This is a genomic window from Bradyrhizobium sp. USDA 223 (assembly GCF_044909005.1).
GTDB lineage: Bacteria > Pseudomonadota > Alphaproteobacteria > Rhizobiales > Xanthobacteraceae > Bradyrhizobium > Bradyrhizobium yuanmingense.
Map to the genome: position 1 here is coordinate 6,015,089 of NZ_JBIYDR010000001.1, position 19,264 is coordinate 6,034,352.

General features: G+C 65.0%; 15 protein-coding genes and 2 pseudogenes. 7 read left to right on the forward strand and 10 right to left on the reverse strand.

Features of this window, described 5'->3' with window-relative positions:
• Nucleotides 1-93: 93 nt before the first annotated feature.
• The 3 genes from ABIA40_RS28040 (at nt 94) to radC (ending at nt 3,150) form a co-directional block, all read left to right on the forward strand.
• The gene (locus tag ABIA40_RS28040; protein WP_271539582.1) at nt 94-1,410 is read left to right on the forward strand and encodes a mechanosensitive ion channel family protein; all 1,317 of its coding nucleotides are present in this window, start codon (nt 94-96) and stop codon (nt 1,408-1,410) included.
• A gap of 120 nt (nt 1,411-1,530) precedes the next feature.
• Entirely contained in the window at nt 1,531-2,349 is an 819-nt protein-coding gene (map, locus tag ABIA40_RS28045) for a type I methionyl aminopeptidase (protein WP_036014218.1), read from the forward strand.
• An 87-nt stretch (nt 2,350-2,436) separates the two neighbouring features.
• A complete protein-coding gene (gene radC / locus ABIA40_RS28050; protein WP_404544410.1) occupies nt 2,437-3,150 on the forward strand; it encodes a DNA repair protein RadC in 714 nt (237 codons plus the stop codon).
• A 6-nt stretch (nt 3,151-3,156) separates the two neighbouring features.
• Here the strand turns inward: radC and ABIA40_RS28055 are convergent, their stop codons facing one another.
• From ABIA40_RS28055 to ABIA40_RS28080, 6 genes are all read right to left on the reverse strand, one after another.
• Nucleotides 3,157-3,858, reverse strand: a complete 702-nt coding sequence (locus ABIA40_RS28055) for a tetratricopeptide repeat protein (RefSeq protein ID WP_404544413.1) — start codon at nt 3,856-3,858, stop codon at nt 3,157-3,159.
• Nucleotides 3,859-4,196: 338 nt separating this feature from the next.
• Nucleotides 4,197-4,919 (reverse strand): AprI/Inh family metalloprotease inhibitor, encoded by a 723-nt coding sequence (locus tag ABIA40_RS28060; protein ID WP_404544416.1) that lies wholly within the window; start codon nt 4,917-4,919, stop codon nt 4,197-4,199.
• On the reverse strand, nt 4,919-5,908 hold the full coding sequence (locus ABIA40_RS28065) for a 2-hydroxyacid dehydrogenase (protein ID WP_404544418.1): 990 nt from the start codon (nt 5,906-5,908) through the stop codon (nt 4,919-4,921). Before ABIA40_RS28065 ends, ABIA40_RS28060 begins: the two co-directional genes overlap by 1 nt.
• Entirely contained in the window at nt 5,908-6,726 is an 819-nt protein-coding gene (locus ABIA40_RS28070; RefSeq protein WP_157283451.1) for an ABC transporter permease, read from the reverse strand. The genes ABIA40_RS28065 and ABIA40_RS28070 overlap by 1 nt, the downstream gene beginning before the upstream one ends.
• Nucleotides 6,723-7,538, reverse strand: a complete 816-nt coding sequence (locus tag ABIA40_RS28075) for an ABC transporter ATP-binding protein (protein ID WP_404544422.1) — start codon at nt 7,536-7,538, stop codon at nt 6,723-6,725. The genes ABIA40_RS28070 and ABIA40_RS28075 overlap by 4 nt, the downstream gene beginning before the upstream one ends.
• Nucleotides 7,539-7,738: 200 nt before the next feature.
• Nucleotides 7,739-8,761, reverse strand: a complete 1,023-nt coding sequence (locus ABIA40_RS28080; protein WP_275517796.1) for an ABC transporter substrate-binding protein — start codon at nt 8,759-8,761, stop codon at nt 7,739-7,741.
• Between the two features lie 153 nt (nt 8,762-8,914).
• Here ABIA40_RS28080 and ABIA40_RS28085 point away from each other — a divergent pair, with 153 nt between their 5' ends.
• The 3 genes and pseudogenes from ABIA40_RS28085 (at nt 8,915) to ABIA40_RS28095 (ending at nt 12,496) form a co-directional block, all read left to right on the forward strand.
• Nucleotides 8,915-9,721: a creatininase family protein gene (locus ABIA40_RS28085; protein ID WP_404544425.1), complete on the forward strand. Its 807-nt coding sequence runs from the start codon at nt 8,915-8,917 to the stop codon at nt 9,719-9,721.
• A 140-nt stretch (nt 9,722-9,861) separates the two neighbouring features.
• Complete coding sequence (locus ABIA40_RS28090) at nt 9,862-10,125, forward strand: hypothetical protein (RefSeq protein WP_271539602.1); 264 nt, start codon at nt 9,862-9,864, stop codon at nt 10,123-10,125.
• A gap of 399 nt (nt 10,126-10,524) precedes the next feature.
• Nucleotides 10,525-12,496 (forward strand): annotated as a pseudogene (locus ABIA40_RS28095) (carbohydrate porin).
• A 9-nt stretch (nt 12,497-12,505) separates the two neighbouring features.
• On the opposite strand, the gene ABIA40_RS28100 reads toward ABIA40_RS28095, so the two are convergent.
• Together ABIA40_RS28100 and ABIA40_RS28105 are read right to left on the reverse strand one after the other, a co-directional pair.
• Nucleotides 12,506-13,237, reverse strand: coding sequence for a sulfite exporter TauE/SafE family protein (locus ABIA40_RS28100; RefSeq protein ID WP_404544428.1), 732 nt, complete (start codon nt 13,235-13,237; stop codon nt 12,506-12,508).
• Between the two features lie 116 nt (nt 13,238-13,353).
• Nucleotides 13,354-15,429 (reverse strand): methyl-accepting chemotaxis protein, encoded by a 2,076-nt coding sequence (locus ABIA40_RS28105; protein ID WP_404544429.1) that lies wholly within the window; start codon nt 15,427-15,429, stop codon nt 13,354-13,356.
• A 233-nt stretch (nt 15,430-15,662) separates the two neighbouring features.
• Between ABIA40_RS28105 and ABIA40_RS28110 the strand changes: the two genes are divergently transcribed.
• Entirely contained in the window at nt 15,663-16,958 is a 1,296-nt protein-coding gene (locus tag ABIA40_RS28110) for a hemolysin family protein (protein ID WP_157285827.1), read from the forward strand.
• A gap of 223 nt (nt 16,959-17,181) precedes the next feature.
• Here ABIA40_RS28110 and ABIA40_RS28115 read toward each other — a convergent pair.
• Nucleotides 17,182-17,422 (reverse strand): annotated as a pseudogene (locus tag ABIA40_RS28115) (PilZ domain-containing protein).
• A gap of 98 nt (nt 17,423-17,520) precedes the next feature.
• Nucleotides 17,521-19,209, reverse strand: a complete 1,689-nt coding sequence (locus ABIA40_RS28120) for an FMN-binding glutamate synthase family protein (RefSeq protein WP_404544432.1) — start codon at nt 19,207-19,209, stop codon at nt 17,521-17,523.
• Nucleotides 19,210-19,264: the final 55 nt, after the last annotated feature.

Genomic DNA, 19,264 nt, shown 5'->3' on the forward strand with positions numbered 1-19,264 from the left:
TCACTTCACGGTGTATCGATGGCCCGGCCGCGCCCTTTGTGGGATTGTCCGGCGCCCTCGAATCAATTCCTCCCCGCTTGCCGACGAGACCCGATGGACATGGACCTCAAAGACTTCATGGAGTTCGTGCAGACCACCGCACGCAGCGTCGGGGCGGAAATCTCCTCACCCTGGTTCTACCTGCAATTCGGCCTCATCCTGGCCGCCGCCGGCATCGCCTATGCCGCGGAGGCCGCCATTCGCAGCCGTGTCGACCTGACCTCGCTGGCGATGCGCTGGCCGCTGCCGCTCCGGCATTTCGTCCGGGTCATGGTCGCCAGCGCCTCGACGGCGGTGTTCACGCTGCTCGTGATCGTCTCGCGCGTGGTGATGTATCACGCGACCTGGCCGAGCCGCTCCTATCTCCTGATGGTCGCAGCCAAACTTGGTTTCGCATGGCTGGTGATCCGGCTCGTGACCTCGGTGCTGCGCAACGCCTTCATCGTCAAGCTGGTGTCGATCACGGCCTGGTTCGTCGCCGCGCTCTCCATCGTCGGCCAGCTCGATGCGACGGTCGACCTGTTGGATTCCTTCGCGATCGTGCTCGGTGGCCTCAGGCTGACCCCGCTCCTGGCGCTCAAGGCCGGCGCGCTGCTGCTGATCGCACTCTGGCTCACCAACATCGCCAGCAATTTCGCCGAGAGCCGGATCAATTCGACCACCGACCTGACGCCGTCGGTGCAGGTATTGCTGGTCAAGATCATCCGCATCGGGCTGCTCACGGTCGCCATCGTGATCGCGCTCGGCGCGGTCGGAATCGACCTGTCGGCGCTCGCGGTGTTCTCCGGCGCGGTCGGCGTCGGCATCGGTATCGGCCTGCAGAAGATCGTCGCCAATTTCATCTCGGGCATCATCCTGCTCGCCGACAAATCGGTGAAGCCCGGCGACCTCGTCACCATCGGCGACAATACCGGCCGCATCAGTGCGATGAAGACGCGCTATATTTCCGTCGCTGCCGGAGACGGGCGCGAATTCCTGGTCCCGAACGAGGATCTGGTGACGCAGAAGGTCGTCAACTGGACCTATACCGACAAGAACACGCTGGTGAAGATCGCCTTCGGTACCAATTACGACGCCGACCCGAAGCTGGTTTGTACGCTCGCCGCCGAGACCGCCGCCGCTCATCCGCGCGCGCAGAAGGGCAAGCCGCCGACCTGTCTCCTGACCGAGTTCGCGGAAGCCGGGATGAAGTTCTCGCTGACCTTCTGGATCGCCGACCCCGACGGCATGGACAAGGTCAAGAGCGACGTGATGCTGGAGCTGTGGGACGCCTTCAAGCGCGAGGGTATCCGGGTTCCCTATCCCGTCCGCGAAATCCGCATCCGCGGCGGCGCCCTGCCGGTGGAAACCGCCGTGGAAGTCCCGAATTAGGTCACTTTCACCCCCCAAGCAGGCCCCTCGGCTTGCATGAAGGCTGCCAATCATTAAATTGGGGCCTGAAATCAAGCCTTTCCACCGATATCGAGATCAGCCCGAGAAGACCTGACACGCATGAGCTACGTCGACGCCACCGAGACCTCCCTGCGCAAGACCGGACAGATCAAGTTGCACGGGCCTGCCGCCTTTGCCGGCATGCGCAAGGCGGGCGCGCTGGTGGCCAGGTGCCTCGACGAGCTCACCGACATCGTCGGGCCCGGCGTGCCGACCTCCAGAATCGACGAGTTCGTCCGCGACTTCGCCTTCAGCCATGGCGCCTACCCGGCGACGCTGATGTATCGCGGCTACCGCTACTCGACCTGCACCTCGCTCAACCACGTGGTCTGCCACGGCATGCCAGGCGACCGTCCGCTGAAGGAGGGTGACATCGTCAACATCGACGTCACCTTCATCGTCGACGGCTGGTATGGCGATTCCAGCCGGATGTATGCGATCGGCCCGATCGCCCGCAAGGCCGAGCGGCTGATCGAGGTGACCTATGAAGCCATGATGCGCGGCATCGCCGCGGTGAAGCCGGGCGCCACCACCGGCGACATCGGCCATGCCATTCAGAGCTTCGTCGAGCCGCAGGGCATGAGCGTGGTGCGCGATTTCTGCGGCCATGGTCTGGGCCGCATGTTCCACGACGAGCCGAACATCATCCATATCGGCCGGCCCGGCGAGGGCGTGCAGCTCAAGCCCGGCATGTTCTTCACCATCGAGCCGATGATCAATCTCGGCAAGCCGCATGTGAAGATCCTGTCCGACGGCTGGACCGCGGTCACCCGCGACCGCTCGCTGTCGGCACAGTTCGAGCACTCCGTCGGCGTGACGGCAACGGGCGTGGAGATTTTCACGCTGTCGGCGCGGCACGGCGAGAAGCAGATCGGGTGAGCTAGGCCCCCGTCCTCGTCTGACGCGCGACTTTCTCCCGCAATTGACGGTTGCAAAAGCGCTGGCCCCCGGCAATGCTGGCGGCCGATGCCCGCCAAGCCTGACCACGACAAGAGCAAGCCTGACGACGCGCCGCACTATCTCGGCCATCGCGAGCGGCTGCGCGAGCGCTTCTACAGCGCGGGCGCGGATGCGCTGAGCGATTACGAGCTGCTGGAGATGGCGCTGTTTGCCGCGCTGCCGCGGCGCGACACCAAGCCGCTGGCGAAGACGCTGATCAAGACCTTCGGCTCGTTCGCCGAGGTCGTCCATGCCCCGGTGGCGCGCTTGCGCGAGGTCGACGGGGTCGGCGAGTCCGCGATCAACCAGCTCAAGCTGATCGCAGCTGCCGCCCATCGCGTCGCCAAGGGCGAGGTTAACAGCCGCAACGCGCTGTCGTCCTGGAACGAGGTGATCGCCTATTGCCGCACCAGCATGGCGTTTGCCGACAAGGAGCAATTCCGCCTGCTGTTCCTGGACAAGCGCAACCAGCTGATCGCCGACGAGGTGCAGCAGACCGGCACGGTCGACCACACCCCGGTCTACCCGCGCGAGGTGATCAAGCGCGCGCTCGAGCTGTCCGCGACCGCGCTGATCCTGGTGCACAACCACCCCTCAGGCGATCCCTCGCCCTCGCAGGCCGACATCCAGATGACCAAGGCGATCATCGACATCGCAAAACCGCTCGGGATCGCCGTGCATGATCACATCATCGTTGGTAAGAGCGGGCATGCGAGCCTGCGCGGGATGCGGTTGATCTAGGCCAAATCAGAACGCCTGGCTCTTGGCGGCTTTCAAATGGTCTTCCGCGGCTGTGAAGCCGGCGAATGCCTTGAGCGTCAGGGCGGTCGGTTGCGGTTTCCATTCGGCAACCATTTTCTCGGCCTTCTCGAGCTCAGGCTTGGACAACATGGAAGCCATTTCGTTCACGTTCTTGGCCGGCACCTTCGCGAGTTTGAAATAGGCATACGACAGTGACAGATCTCTCGGCGTTCCCTTTCCGGCCGAATAGGCGCGGGACAGGCCGAACAGGGCCTCGGGAAGCCCCTGATCGCCCGCCAGCTTCCACCATTTCAGCGCTTCTTCCGAATTGCCTTGCCGGTCATACATGAGCGCGACGTCGTGCTGGGCGCGCGCATAGCCCGCATTGGCGGCAACGAGCTTGTATTTCAGTGCTTGGTCCGCGTCGGTTGCGATGACGCCTGCGCCTTGCCCGTCATAATAACAGCCGAGCTTGTAGGCTCCGAGCGGATCGTTGGCGGCGGCCGATTTCTGAAACCATTCGAATGCCTGGCTGCGATCCTGCTGTGTGCCGATGCCGTTATTGTGCATCATGCCGACATGATATTGCGCCTCCGCATCTCCGCGATTGGCCAACGCGACCATCGCATTGAAGGTGCGGGTGTCATTCGCGCCGGCCGGCATCGCGAACAGCAGAAGGCCCAAAAAGGCCAGGGCAACGGATTTCATGTCAAAGCCCGATTGAGATTGAGCCATTCCGTCTTAGGTCGCTCGAGACGGACGAAAAGTTCGAAATTCAACAAATTCCGAAATCAGCGATCTCGCCTGTCGGAATCGGCGCAAGGCACCGCGCTGCGATCGAAGGTGACGGCTTAGAATATGGATGAGGCGCGAGGGACGTCGACAGTCTCCACAGCGTCATGGCCGGGCCTGTCCCGGCCATCCACGCCTGGCTACGCGGCCCAAAGAAAGTGGATGCCCGGGACAAGCCCGGGCATGACGACCTCTTGTAAATCTTCATATGCGATTGCGGGTGAGGGCCGGAGAGCCCCCTGTTTACCGACGCCCTACTGCCGCAGCATGATCAGGGGATCGGCGGTGTCGGGGACGCGGCGCCACTGCGCGTGGTCGTCGGCCTCGAACTGCCAGGCTTCGCCTGATTTCGACATCAGGATGATCTGGCCGCGCTCGAGGCGCCATTGCGTCGGGTTGAACTGCGCAATCGCCGCGTCGCATCTCGGCTTGAGGAAAACCTGGAAATTGTCCGAATCCGCTTCGGTGTTGGTCAGCGTCAGCCCGCAGATCGGCTGGCCCTTGCCGCGCACCATCGACCAGTCACCGATCATCTGGTCCATTGACTTCGCCATCGAGCGCGCGGCGGCGAGATCCTGCAGGATGTAGACGCCCTCGCCCTGGCGCAGGCCCTCGAAGATGCCGGCCTCGACCTCGGTGAAGTCGATCACGGCTTCGCCGGTCGCATCCTGCAGGCGCACGATGTCGAGGCCCCTCACGCTCCAGGCCACGATGTCCTTGGTGAAGGGCAGCGCGGTCTTGCAGGACGGCTCCAGCTCCAGCTTGAAACCCTGGCCTGCGGCGTCAGCCTTCAGCGTGACGACGCAGGTCTTGCTGCGCTCGGTGGTCGAGAGCTCCCACTGTCCGGGCATCTGCTTCTTCAGGCTCGCCGCATCCTGCGCATGCGCGATGCCGATCGCGGCCAAAAGGGCCGCGACGGCGCCGATCGCGGCCAAGGAGGCCGCGACGGCGAATGCGAGAACCCGAAGAACTCTCATCAGCGCCCCTTGACCGGCGTTTCCGCAACCGGGGTCAGCGGTGCCTTGCCGGCGAACCAAGCCTTGAGATTGTCGACCACGAGCTGGTCCATGGCGTTGCGCGTCACCACCGAGGCCGAGCCGATATGCGGCAGCAGCACGACGTTCTGCATGGTCTTGAGCTCGTCGGGCACGTTCGGCTCGGCCGCGAACACGTCGAGCCCGGCGGCGAGAATGGTGCCGGATTTCAGCGCCTGGATCAGCGCGGGCTCGTCGATCACCGAGCCGCGGGCGACGTTGACCAGCACGCCGCGCGGACCGAGCGCCTTGAGCACCTCGGCATTGATCATCTTGTTGGTGCTGGCACCGCCGGGCACGATCACAACAAGCGTGTCGACCGCCTTCGCCATCTCGATCAGATCAGGGTAGTGCTTGTACGAGACGTCCTTGGATGCGTTGCGGGAATGGTAGACCACCGGCACCAGCGAGGCGTCGAGCCGGCGCGCGATGGCTTGGCCGATCCGGCCCATGCCGACGATGCCGACCTTGCGGTCGCGCAGCGAGCCGACGCTGAGCGGATAGTTCTGGGTCTGCCAGAGCCCGGAGCGGACATAGCGGTCGGCCTTGATGAACTCGCGCAAGGTGGAGATCAGAAGGCCCATCGCGACGTCGGCAACCTCCTCGGTCAAGACGTCGGGCGTGTTGGTGACGACGATGCCGTGCTCGGCCGCATATTTGGCGTCGATGTGGTCGTAGCCGACGCCGAAGCTCGCCACCATCTCCAGCTTCGGCAGCTGCGACAGCGAATCCTTGTCCGCGCGCACGGTGTGGTAGGTCACCGCGACGCCGCGGATCTTGTCGCGGACCGCCGGCGTCAGCCGCTCGAGATCGCCGCGCGTCTCGGCCTTGTGGACGACGAAATGATCGGAAAACCCGTTCTCGAGGATCGGCCGCACCGGCCCATAGATCAGAAGGTCGATCTTTTCGGACGAAATCGAACCGGCAGCCATCAGTTTTCCTTTCCAAGCGCGCTCTCATGCCAGCGCCGTAAAACGAGGTGGGAAACTAGCGCCAGCACCCCATAGATGACAATCCCGGCCAGCGACAACAGAAGCAGCGCGGCAAACATGCGGGGTATGTTCAAGCGATAGCCTGACTCGGCGATCCTGTAGGCGAGCCCGGAGCCGGCGCCGGCCGTTCCGGCCGCGATCTCGGCCACGACCGCGCCGATCAGCGACAGGCCGCCGGCGATGCGCAGGCCCCCGAGAATGTAGGGCAGCGCCGCCGGCAGCTTGAGGAAGCGCAGGGTTTGCGACTTCGACGCGCCATAGAGCTGGAACAGGCCGGCGAGGTTGCGGTCCACCGAGTTCAGCCCGAGCGTGGTGTTCGACAGCACCGGGAAAAAGGCGACGATGAAGGCGCAGACGACCACCGCGGTCTGCTGCTCCAGATAGATCAGCAAGAGCGGCGCGATCGCGATGACAGGCGTCACCTGCAGCACGATGGCATAGGGGAACAGCGAATATTCCACCCATTTCGACTGGTTGAACAGCAGCGCCAGCGCGATGCCGCCGATGCTGGCGGCGACAAAACCTTCGAGCGTGGTGACAAGCGTGGTCGCCAGCGATTGTGACAGCACCGCCCAGTCCTTGATCAGCGTCAGCACGATGACGGAGGGCGCCGGCAGAACGTAAGGCGGGATCTCCCTGATGCGGACCACGAGTTCCCAGGCAAGGAGGCCGGCTGCGAAGACGATGACGGGCAGCACAAAGCGCATCGCGCGTTGCGCGCCGGACGACTTTGCGGGCACGGGAGCTTGCGCGTTCATAGCGTCGACTGCCCGGAATAGGACGGGGCCAGCGCGGCCGACACGCGTCGGCAATAATCGGAATAGGCCGTCGAGGTGCGAAACTCCTCGGCCCGCGGCTCGACCGTCTCGATACGGATGTCGGCCTGGATGCGGCCGGGGCGCGCCGTCATGACGACGACACGCTGCGACAGATAGACGGACTCGAACACCGAATGGGTGACGAAGATGACGGTCTTGCGTAAGCGTCGCCACAGCGCGAGCAGATCGTTGTTGAGGCGGAAGCGCGTGATCTCGTCGAGCGCGGCGAACGGCTCGTCCATCAGCAGGATATCGGGATCGGTAACGAGCGCACGGGCCAGCGACACCCGCATCTTCATGCCGCCGGAGAGCTCGCGCGGAAAGGCATCGGCGAAATCGGCGAGGCCGACGCTGGCCAGCGCCGCGTCGGCACGCGCGCGCCCCTCCGCCTTCGGAACGCCGCCGAGCTTCAGCGGCAGGCGCACGTTCTCGCGGACGTTGGCCCAGGGCATCAGGGTCGGCTCCTGAAACACGAAGCCGATGCCGTGGCCCGGCTGCGGCACGCCCTCGTGCCGTGCCACCCGCACCGTGCCCGACGACGGCGCGCCGAGCTCGGCGATCAGCCGCAACACCGTCGACTTGCCGCAGCCGGAGGGGCCCAGCAGCGAGATGAACTCGCCCTTGCGGACGGCAAGGTCGAACGGGCCGAGCGCCATCACGCCGTTGTCGTAAGTTTTCGTCACGCCGCGCAGGCTGACGGCGAGATGCGTCAGGCTGGCCTCGACGGCGGGCGATGGATTGCGCTCTACCATTGAGAGCGGGCTGCCGCGTTTCGGCCGCTCTTCACCTCTCCCCGACGGGGAGAGGTCGGCGCGTAGCGCCGGGTGAGGGGGAAGAGGTCCAACGAGAGAGCGTAACCCCTCACCCGCATCGCATCTTGTGATGCGATGCGACCTCTCCCTTCGGGAGAGGTGGGCCCCAGCCGCACCGGCGCGCCTGACCTCAACATCAGTTACGGCTTGTTCGGGCGCAGCTCGACGCCGACGCCCTTGTTGACGAAGCGCAGCGTGTAGGATTTGCGGTAGTCGAGATCCGCCTTCACGACCCCGGCCTTGACCATCTTGTTGAAGAAGGAGGCGTAGCGCTCGTCGCTCATCGCGCCGATGCCGTTCTTCAAGCTGTCACCGGAATCGACGATGCCGTGCTCCTTCATCTTGACGACGGAATAGGCCAGGAGATCGTCGGTCATCTCCGGGTTGAGCTGCTTGATCAGGGCGTTGCCGGCGGAATTGTCCCGGTAGAGGTAGTTGTACCAGCCGATCATGGAGGCATCGACGAAGCGCTGCACGAGGTCAGGCTTCTTCTCGACGATCTCACGGCGGGTTTCGATCAGGGTGGAATAGGTGTTGAAGCCGTAATCGGCGAGCAGCAGCACATTGGGCTTGAAGCCGGCGGCCTTCTCCACCGCAAACGGCTCGGAGGTGACGTAACCCTGCATCGCGCTCTTGGGATTGGCGATGAAGGGCTGCGGATTGAAATTGTAGGGGCGCACGTTCTTCTCGCTGAAGCCGTATTCGGACTTCAGCCATTGGAAGTAGCTGGTCATGCCTTCCTTGGAGACGAACAGCGTCAGCGGCTTGAGGTCCTCGATCTTGGCGACCTTGGCATCAGGCTGCGTCAGCATCACCTGCGGATCCTTCTGGAAAATCGCGGCGATGGTGATGACGGGAACGTTGTTGGCGACGGCGTCGAACGACATCAGCGTGTTCGCGGCCATGAAGAAATCGATCTTGCCGGCGATCAGCAGCATCCGGTTGTTCTCGTTCGGCCCGCCGGGGACGATGGTGACGTCGAGGCCGTATTTCTTGTAGGTGCCGTCGGCGACCGCCTGGAAGAAGCCGCCATGCTCGGCCTCGGCGACCCAGTTGGTGCCGAAGGTGACCTTGTCGAGCGTTTGGGCGCGCGCCGGTGCAAAAGAGGCGAGAGCGGCCAACAAGCCCGCAACTAACGCTCGCCGCAGATGAAAGGGGGTCATATTGGCACTCCGTCGATCGTGGCTGGCCCAATCGCGTCTGGTCCGGGTGAAGGCAACGCGATAGAACCGCATGACATCAGGGGATGCGGGCCGCCCGGGCCCGCATCCCCTCATACCGCAAATTACGTGACAAATTCGGGCAAGGAAACCTCGATGACGCCCCCCCGCGACTGGATCGACATCGACTGGGCTGATGCGAGCCCGGGCGAGGTGTCGCGCTGGATCGCGGTGCTGCCGCTGGCGGCAACCGAGCAGCACGGTCCGCATCTGCCGCTGACGACGGACGTGCTGATCGCGGACGCCTATCTGGCACGTGTGCGCCAGCTGTTGCCCGCCAGCGTTGCGGCGAGCTTCCTCCCGGTCGAGCGGGTCGGGATTTCCACCGAGCATATCGACTATCCCGGCACGCAGACGCTGCCGACTGAAATTGCGCTGAGAAAATGGACAGCGATCGGCGCGGACGTTGCACGCCGCGGCGTGAGGAAGCTCGTCATCGTCACCAGCCATGGCGGCAACAGCGCGGCGATGATGCTGGTTGCGCAGGATCTGCGTGCGCATCACAAGCTGTTCGTGGTGACGACGTCGTGGGCGCGGCTCTCGGGCACGGACAAATTGTTCCCGGCCGATGAAGTGCGGCACGGCATTCACGGCGGCGCGGTCGAGACCTCGATCATGCTGGCGCGCTATCCGGATCAGGTGCGCAAGGATGCGATCGCCGATTTTCCCGCGAGCAGCATCGCGATCGAGCAGCAGTATCGCTGGCTCTCGACGCAGCGGCCGGCGCCGTTCGCCTGGCAGGCGCAGGATCTCAACGCCAGCGGTGCCGTCGGCAACGCGACGCTGGCTGACCCCGCGAAGGGCGAGCAGCTGCTCGATCAGGGCGCGACGGCGTTCTGCGAGCTGCTGGCGGAGGTCGATAACTTCGACGTGAACAGGCTCGCCAAGGGCCCCCTCGGCTAGGGGGCATCTTCCTGGATTCATTCAGGAAAGATCGAGCTTTGGCGAGCACATTTGCGGTCTTCGAACCGGACGCGAGGAGCCTCCGTCCAACTGGGCACGCGGGCCACAACGGATCGCCTCAACCCCGGATGGAGTTTCACATGTCGATCAAGACCAAGTTTGCCGCCGCAGCTCTCGCTGCTCTCGCCGTGACCGGCAGCATCGCGTCCACCACCTCCTCGGCCGAAGCCAAGCAGCCCGCTTGGGTCTATGGTGTGGGCGCCGGCATCGCCACCGCCGCCGTCGTCGGCTCCGCGATCGCCGCCACGCACGACCCCTACTATCACGGCTATCGCCGCTGCGGCTGGGTCGCGCAGTACAACGCCTTCGGCCAGTACGTCGGCCGCGTTCGTACCTGCTACTGATTTGAGTACCTGAGGCCGATCTCACGTGGATCCTGCGTCCGACACGGGCGCCTCATCCACCCCGTGTCGTGCCCCCGACCCCGCCCGGCTGTCCCCCCGGGCGGGGTCATTCCGTTTTGGATTCCCGGATTTTGTTGCACCCGCGTCACACAGTGGTGCGAACTCTCCTCTGCGACAACGCAAGGTGAATTGCTCTTGCGAATTATTCGCAATAGACTTGTCGTAGATTCAGGAACATGGGACGAAGTCGAGGTCAATCGAGATTATCTCGGCCAGTCGCCTCGAGCGCGGAGGCCAGGTGACAGAATCGCCGCGACGCGGCAGGGATATCGTGGCGGGTGGGACACATTCGCGTTTGGGGGCGTGCGTTTGGCGTTGAGAAGTCACAGACACCGGTGCTTGCGAACGGCCGCGGCGATCGCCACGGGCGTGCTTGCCCTTCCCGCGGCCAGCCGCGCGGCCGATCTGCCGCTGAAGGCGCCAGCCTTGAGAGCGGTCTATGACTGGACCGGCCTCTATATCGGCGCGCATGCCGGCTACAGCCACGGCTCGTCGCGCTTCGCGCTGAACGACGGTACCGCCATGAGCGACAGCGGCGTCTTCAGCGGCATGATCGGCGGCGTGCAGGCGGGCTACAATCACCGCCTCAACTCCGGCTGGCTGGTCGGCGTCGAAGGCGATTTTACGTTTCCCAACTACATCACGTCGAATTCGATCGTCTCGTTCCTGGCGACGCCCGCCAACACCGTCACCCAGCAATGGGACTACACCGCGAGCGTGCGCGGCCGCGTCGGCTACACCAGCGGTCCCTGGCTCATCTACGCCACCGGCGGCTTCGCCTGGATGGGCGAGCGCTATTTCGACGCGCCGGCCTCCGGCGCCGAAATCCCGAAGATCCTGAACACGCGGCCCGGCTGGGTCGCAGGCGCCGGCCTAGAATACGCCTTCGCGCCGCATTGGAGCGCACGGCTCGAATATCTCTACAGCCGCTTCGACGGCGCCAACGTCGCCTTCTCTACGGGCGCGCAGTACACCTCCTCGTCGGTCGATTTCCAGCAGGTCAGGCTCGGCCTCAACCGCAAGGTCGATTGGCCGGGCCTGCCGAGCTACAACCCGAACAGCTCCTTGATCGACACGGAATCGGATCGCTGGGAGATTCACGGCCAGACCACCTATCTGCCGCAGGGCTATCCATCCTTTCCCGCGCTCTATACCGGGCCGAACTCGCTGTCGCCGTCGCGGCAGGCCAAGGCGACCTGGAGCAACAGCCTGTTCCTGAACGCGCGGCTGTGGGACGGCGGCGAGGTCTATTACAATCCCGAATTGCTGCAGGGATTTGGGCTGAACGACACGGTCGGTGCGGCCGGCTTCCCGAACGGCGAAGCGCAGAAGTCGAACTTCCCCTATCCGCATTACAACACCTCGCGCCTGTTCGTGCGCCAGACCTTCGGCTTCGGCGGTGAGCAGGAGGAGCTTGCGAGCGGTCAGCTCCAACTCGGCCAAAAGGTCGACGTGTCGCGCCTGACGATTCAGGCCGGCAAGTTCCCGGTGGTCGACGTGTTCGATGGCAATGCCTACGCCAAGGACACGCGCCGAGATTTCATGAACTGGTCGATCTGGGCGCCCGGCGCGTTCGACTATTCCGCCGACAAGGTCGGCCTCACCTACGGCGTCACCGCCGAGCTCAACCAGAAGCAATGGGCGCTACGCGGCGGCTATTTCCTAATGGTTGCCGAATCCAACTCGAATCACTTCGACACCAGGGTCGGAGAACGCGGTCAATATTTGCTCGAGCTCGAGACGCGCTTCTCGCTGTTCGGCCGACCGGGCAAGCTCAGGACCATCGGCTGGCTCGATAGCGCCAACATGGGCAGCTTCCGCGAGACGCTGGACAATCCCGCGCTCAATCTCGACATCGCGCAGACCCGCCGCGGCCGCCTGAAGTACGGCTACGTGCTCAACCTCGAGCAGGCGATCACCGACGATGTCGGCCTGTTCGGCCGCTGGAGCTGGAACGACGGCAAGACAGAAACGCTGGCCTTCACCGACATTCATCGCAGCCTGTCCGGTGGCGTTTCGATCAAGGGCACGACTTGGGGCCGACCCGACGACGTGATCGGCGTCGGGCGGCGCGATCAACGCGATCTCACAGGATTACCGCGACTTCCTCGCCGCCGGCGGCCTCGGCGTGCTGGTCGGCGACGGCGCGCTGAACTACCGCAAGGAACGTATCCTCGAAACCTATTACGCCTACGTGGTGAACAAGAACATCACCCTCACCGCCGACTACCAGCTCATCGTCAACCCCGCCTACAATGCCGACCGCGGACCGATATCGGTGTTTTCGGGGCGGCTGCACGGGGAGTTCTGAGCCCGCGGCTCAGAACAGGAGCGCAACGCCCGAGACGAACAGCAGCGCCAGCACGATCTTGCGGAACGTGGCCTCGTCGATCCGGCCGAACAGCTTCAGCCCGAGCCACGTTCCGGCGAACAGAAAGGGCAGACCGAGCGCGAACAGCTTCGCCGTGTCTGATGTGAGCGATCCCTTGGCACCGAGCCAGAACGCCGCCATGGCGAATACCACGACGGCGACCGGCTGGAACGTGGCGCGCTGCGCGTCCCTGGGCAGGCCGCGCAAATTGCACCAGATGGTGACGACGATGCCCGCAAGACCGGTGAGGCCGCCGAGCAGTCCGTTGACGAAACCGACCGTCATGTCGGCGGCCGGTGGCATGGCGGCCGCGAGCTTGAGCTGCGGCCGGAAGAATGCATAGAGGCTGTAGGCGATCAGGGTAGCACCGACCGCGATGCGAACGCTCTTCGGATCGGCCCAGGTCAGGAGCGACACCCCCGCCGGCACACCGATGATTGCACCGACGATGAACGGCCACAGCCGGTGCCAGTCGAGCGCGCTGCGCAGCTTCCAGACCGAATAGCCCTGCACCAGAAGGCCGAAGCCGACGATCAGGCTGGCACTCTGAAGCGGCGTCAGCACGTAAAGCCACAACGATGCCGCGAACAGGCCGAAGGCGAAGCCGGAGAGGCCGGCGACGAACGCGCCGGCGAAGGTGGCCAACAAAAACAGCGGAAGCTCGATTGCGATCCCGTCCATTGCTCGCTCCATGGATAAGCGAGCAGCGCTTGCGTGGGATCACCACTTCACGGGGAGGCTGCGACATCCCCGGGATGCAAGTCTAGGTGAAGCGGCCTTCTTGCACAATGACCTTGTTATGCCACGCGGATCGCGTCGAGGAATTTCCCGACCTCGGTCTTGAGCCGGCTGCTCTCGCCGGACAGCGACCTTGCCGATGCGAGCACGTTGGAGGAGGCCGATCCGGTCTGGCTGGCACCGCGCTGCACGTCGACGATGCTGGCGGAGACCTGCTGGGTGCCGCGCGCGGCCTGCTGCACATTGCGGGAAATCTCCCGCGTCGCTGCGCCCTGCTCCTCGACCGCCGCGGCGATGGCGGACGCGATCTCGGACATGCGGGAGATGGTGTCGCCGATCGACTTGATGGCGCCGACGGAGTCCTCCGTCGCCGTCTGGATGCCCGAGATCTGCTGGCTGATCTCGCCGGTGGCCTTGGCCGTCTGCTCGGCCAGCGCCTTGACCTCGGACGCGACGACGGCAAAGCCGCGACCGGCCTCGCCGGCGCGCGCCGCCTCGATGGTGGCGTTGAGGGCGAGAAGATTGGTCTGGCCCGCAATCTGGCTGATGAGCTCGACGACGTCGCCGATCCGGCCCGCGGCCCTGGCGAGCTCACCGACATGCTCGTTGGTTCGCCCGGCCTGCTGCACGGCCTCGCCGGCGATGCGCGCGGAATCCTGAACCTGACGACTGATCTCGTCGACCGAGGAGGCCATCTCCTCGGCCGCGGCGGCAACGGTCTGCACGTTGGTGGAAGCCTGCTCGGAGGCGGCGGCGACCGTCGCCGTGACCTTTTCCGATTGCTCGGCCGTGCTCGTCAGCGTTCCCGCGGAGGCTTCCAGCTCCGAGGATGCCGACGAGACGGTGTTGATGACGTCGCCGATCATGGCTTCGAACTCCCGCGCGATCTGATCCATGCGCTGGCTGCGCTTCAGCTTCGCTTCCGCTTCGATCGCGGCCGCCTCGTCGGCGGACTTCTTGGCGAGCAGCGAATCCTTGAAATGCTGGAGCGAGCCTGCGACCTGGCCGATCTCGTCGCTGCGGCCCGTCGCGGGAATCTCGACCTCGTGCTGCCCGGCGGCGAGCGCGCCGATCACGTCGGCGATCCGGCCGAGCGGCGTCACCACGCGCCTGCGCAGCATGATGGTCACGCCACCGAGCGTGCCGAGCAGCGCCAGCACGGCGACACCGGCGAGCGCGAGCATCGCCAACGCGCCGTCGCGCGCGGCCGAGGCACGCTCGGCGGCTTCCGCCAGCGCAGCGTCGCGCACGCCGTAGAACATCTGGATGGCCGGCACGATGACCTTCGCCAGCTCATCGGCGGTGCCGGCGTACTTGCCGTCGCTCCGGGCCGCAGGAAGCTCCTTGTCCACGGCAACCGCCGCTTGTCCGAAATAGGAGGCCGTTGCCGCCTTGAGCGCGGCGGCGATGCGGGCGGGGTTTCCGAGCTGGTCGATCCCGGCCTCGAGCCGCTCGCGGTTCGCCTCCACGCGTCCCTGCATGCGGTCCATCAGCGACAGTTCGGCCGCGGTGAGCGGGCGGCGCGCGGAGAGCGCAGGCGACAGCGTGGCCGCGCGGCTGCCGGCCGAAACGCGCAGATCCTGCGCCGTCCGCGCCAGGTTCAACAGCGCCGCAAGCGAGGAATCGGCGTTGATCACCTTTGCCTCGAGCTTGTTCATGACGGGTTCGAGATTGGCGAGGACCTCGGCGACGCCGGGCAGGAAACCCTTTGTCGCGGCGCCGTCGCGCGCCGCCAGCGGAACGCTCATCGCGCGACCGGCCGCGGTGGTGATTTCCTTCAGCCGCCGCGCGGCACGGTCGAGATTCTCGGCGATGGCACCGCCGGCGTCCAGCACCATGACGGCGCGCCTTGCGGCCTCGAAGCCCTCCTCGGCCGTTTTCGCGGCCTTCGCGGCAACTTCGAGCTGCGCCTGCGTTGCAGCGCCTTCCTGGAAGATCGGTCCGATATAGGGAGCGCGAAGGCTGGCGACGTGCTGGCTGGCCATCAGCGTCGCGCCAAATGCCTCCACCGTCTTGATCGCATCGGAGCGATTGGCGAAGATGCGCGTCTGCGGTATCAGCACCTCGGCGCCGAGGATGACTGCAAACACCGTCACCGTCAGCATCGACAGCGCGAAAAGCTTTCCGATCCGCATCCTCAGGTCCCCCGGGTCTTCTTGCAAGCGCAAAAGCTAGCGGGCGGCCACTAAGGGCTCGTTAAGCAACGATCCGTAGTTCCGCGGGGTGTCAAGTCGTCGCGGACACCTTTGGGAACGCCGTCGCGCACGGGTTCCCTTTCGGCGATGAATAAGCAGAATCGCCAGCACTTCCGCACTGAATACCTATATCAGTGGCTTGCCGGCCACACTTGCTTACCTCCGGAACGTCAATGCTTTCGCTCGAACTCGCCATCGTCGTCGTCCTGATCGTCATCAACGGCCTGCTCTCCATGTCGGAGCTGGCCGTGGTGTCATCGCGCCCAGCGCGGCTGTCGCTGCTCGCGGCCAAGGGCGTGCGCGGCGCCGAGCGAGCGCTGACGCTGGCGGCCGATCCCGGCAAGTTCCTCTCGACGGTGCAGATCGGCATCACGCTGGTCGGCGTGCTCTCCGGCGCGTTCTCGGGCGCGACGCTCGGGCAGCGGCTGACGCAATGGCTGCTCGAGCTCGGCCTGTCGCCAGGCATTGCCGACATCGTCGGCGTCGGCATCGTGGTCACGCTCATCACCTACGGCACCCTGATCGTCGGCGAGCTGGTGCCGAAGCAGGTGGCGCTGCGCGACCCCGAGAGCATCGCGGTGCGGGTCGCGCCGGCGATGCACGCGCTTGCGAAAATATCGCTGCCGCTCGTGTTTCTGCTCGACGTCTCCGGCAAGCTGATCCTCACGCTGCTCGGCCGCGGCGGCAAGGCCGAGGAGAAAGTCTCGGAGGACGAGATCCATCACCTCGTCAGCGAGGCCGAGAGCGCAGGCGTGCTCGAGCCCGGCGAGAAGGAGATGATCGCCGGCGTGATGCGGCTCGGCGACCGGCCGGTCGGCGCGGTCATGACGCCGCGCACCGAGGTCGACGAGATCGACCTGAACGACGATCCCGCCGCCATCCAGGACATCATCGCCAAGAGCCCGCATTCGCGCTTTCCCGTGTCCGACGGCGACCGCGACAAGCCGATCGGCGTGCTGCAGGCCAAGGACCTGCTGATCGCCTATATGAACGAACGCAATCCGGACCTGCGCGCGCTCGTGCGCGAGGCGCCCGGCATCCCGGTGTCGGCAGATGCGCGCGACGTGCTGACCATCCTGAAAGCGGCCCCGGTTCACGTCGGGCTCGTCTACGACGAATACGGCGCCTTCGAAGGCATGGTGACCGCCGCCGACATCCTCTACTCGATCGTCGGCGCCTTTCATTCCGAGGAGGGACCGCCCGAGCCGGCCTTCGTCAGGCGCGACGACGATTCGCTGCTGATCTCCGGCTGGATGCCGGTCGACGAGTTCGGCGAACTGCTCGGCATCAAGCTCCCCCCGCATCGCTACAACACGGTCGCAGGCCTCGTGCTGCAACAATTCAACATGCTGCCCAATGTCGGCGATGCCTTCGATTTCGGCGGCTGGCACATCGAGGTGGTCGATCTCGACGGGCGAAGGATCGACAAGATATTGGCGAGCCGATTGACTGAGGTCGAGACGGGGTGAATTTAGCAAGCCGCAAAGTTAGCTGTCGTCCCGGACAAGCGCGCCTCAAGCGCGCGCCGATCCGGGATCCATAACCACAGGGAGGGGTTTGGCGAAGACTCGCAGTTTGGTATTGCCACCAGCCGCACTCGCGAGATCACGCGGTATGGGTCCCGGATCTGCGCTCGCGCTTGTCCGGGACGACAGCTGAGTTGTGGCTCGAGTTCGCGTCACTCGCAGAACCCTACCCGAACCTGACCCCGATCCGCTTTTCCTTGCGCCAGACCACCGTGCAGGCCCGATGCGTGCCGTCGGCCTGGACGAACAGGGTGAAATGATCGGGAATGCCGACGGGGGCTGGCGACGTCGAGTGCGGCGCCGGTATCGGAGAGATTGCGGACGGTGCAGTCGATCGCGCCGCCGCCGAACTCGATCGTCCCGGCCTTCAGCACGCGATGTCGGGCCTTGTCGCGTCGCTCGTCCATGGGCCGAATCTACACCCAAAGTTGAACCAGCCGTTAAACCCTACCCTCCGCTCTCGGCAATTTGAGGTCCCTGGCCTACGGCAGCCGCAGCCCGCATCTTACAACGCCGGCTGGAACGTCTCGGCGCGCGCCATCTGCCAGGCGTCGCGGAAGCGCGGGTCTTCCGTGCCTTCGAGCAGCTCGCCCGGACGCAGCGCCGGATAGAGCTGCGCGAACGACTTCACCTGGGTCGTCGACGTCCGTTGGCTGAAATGGATCGGCCGCAGCTGCTGCGGATGTTCGAGCCCGGCCGCGGCGATCAGCTCGGTCAGCGAGTGCAGCGTGGCATGGTGATAATTGTGCACGCGGTCGATCTTGAGCGGCACGTAGAGCGCGCGCGCCCGCGTCGGGTCCTGCGTCGCCACGCCGGTCGGGCAGCGGTCGGTGTGGCAGCTCAACGACTGGATGCAGCCGAGCGAGAACATGAAGCCGCGCGCCGAATTGCACCAATCGGCGCCGATCGCCATGGCGCGCGCCATGTCGAAGGCGGTCGCGATCTTGCCGGAGGCGCCGATCTTGATGCGGTCGCGCGCATTGATGCCGACCAGCGCGTTGTGGACGAAATTGACGCCCTCGCGCATCGGCATGCCCAGATGATCCATGAACTCAAGCGGCGCCGCGCCGGTGCCGCCCTCATTGCCGTCGACGACGATGAAATCGGGATAGATTCCGGTCTGAAGCATCGCCTTGCAGATCGCCAGGAACTCCCAGGGATGGCCAATGCAGAGCTTGAAGCCGGCCGGCTTGCCGCCCGAAAGGCGGCGCATCTCGGCGATGAACTGCATCATGCCCACGGGCGTCGAGAAGGCGCGGTGCGAGGCCGGCGAGATGCAGTCCTCGCCCATGGCGACGCCGCGGATCTTGGAGATCTCCTCGGAGACCTTGGCCGCCGGCAGCACGCCGCCATGGCCTGGCTTGGCACCCTGGCTGACCTTGAGCTCGACCATCTTGATCTGGTCGTCGCCGGCGACGCGCGCGAACGCTTCGGGATCGAAGCTGCCGTCGAGATGACGGCAGCCGAAATAGCCCGAGCCGATCTCCCAGATGATGTCGCCGCCCATCTCGCGGTGATAGGGGCTGACGCCGCCCTCGCCGGTGTCGTGCGCGAAACCGCCCTTCCTGGCGCCGGCATTCAATGCCCGCACCGCATTCGGGCTGAGCGCGCCGAAGCTCATCGCCGAGATATTGAACACCGAGGCCGAATAGGGCTTTGCGCAGTCCGGCCCACCGATCACCACACGGAATTTCTCCGTGGCATGCGCCTTCGGCGAGACCGAGTGATGCATCCACTCGTAGCCCTCGCGATAGACGTCCTCCTGGGTGCCGAAAGGACGCTTGTCGAGCTCCATCTTGGCGCGCTGATAGACCACCGCGCGGGTGTCGCGCGAGAACGGCATGCCGTCCTTCTCGCTCTCGAAGAAATATTGCCGCATCTCGGGGCGAATCTCTTCGAGCAGGAAGCGGATATGCGCCGAAATCGGGTAGTTGCGCAGCACCGCGTGGCTCTTCTGCAGAAGATCGCGGACGCCGAGCAGGGTCAGCGCGCCGAAGATGAGGATCGGAATCAGCAGGATGTCGAAGATCTTGCCGTCGGAGATGCCGATGCCGATCAGGAGCGCGGTGACCACCGCGCAGATCGTCAGCACGATGAAGCGCGGCGAGAAGGGCAGCAGCAGGGTTTCCATGATCCCCTCCTCCGCCAGCGGCAGGCGTTTCGGGGATGCATGCGTCTTGTTGTCGTCGGCCACGATTCCGATCCTCTCGCCAGCAGAAGGCGTCACGATACGCCCGCGCCTGTCATAC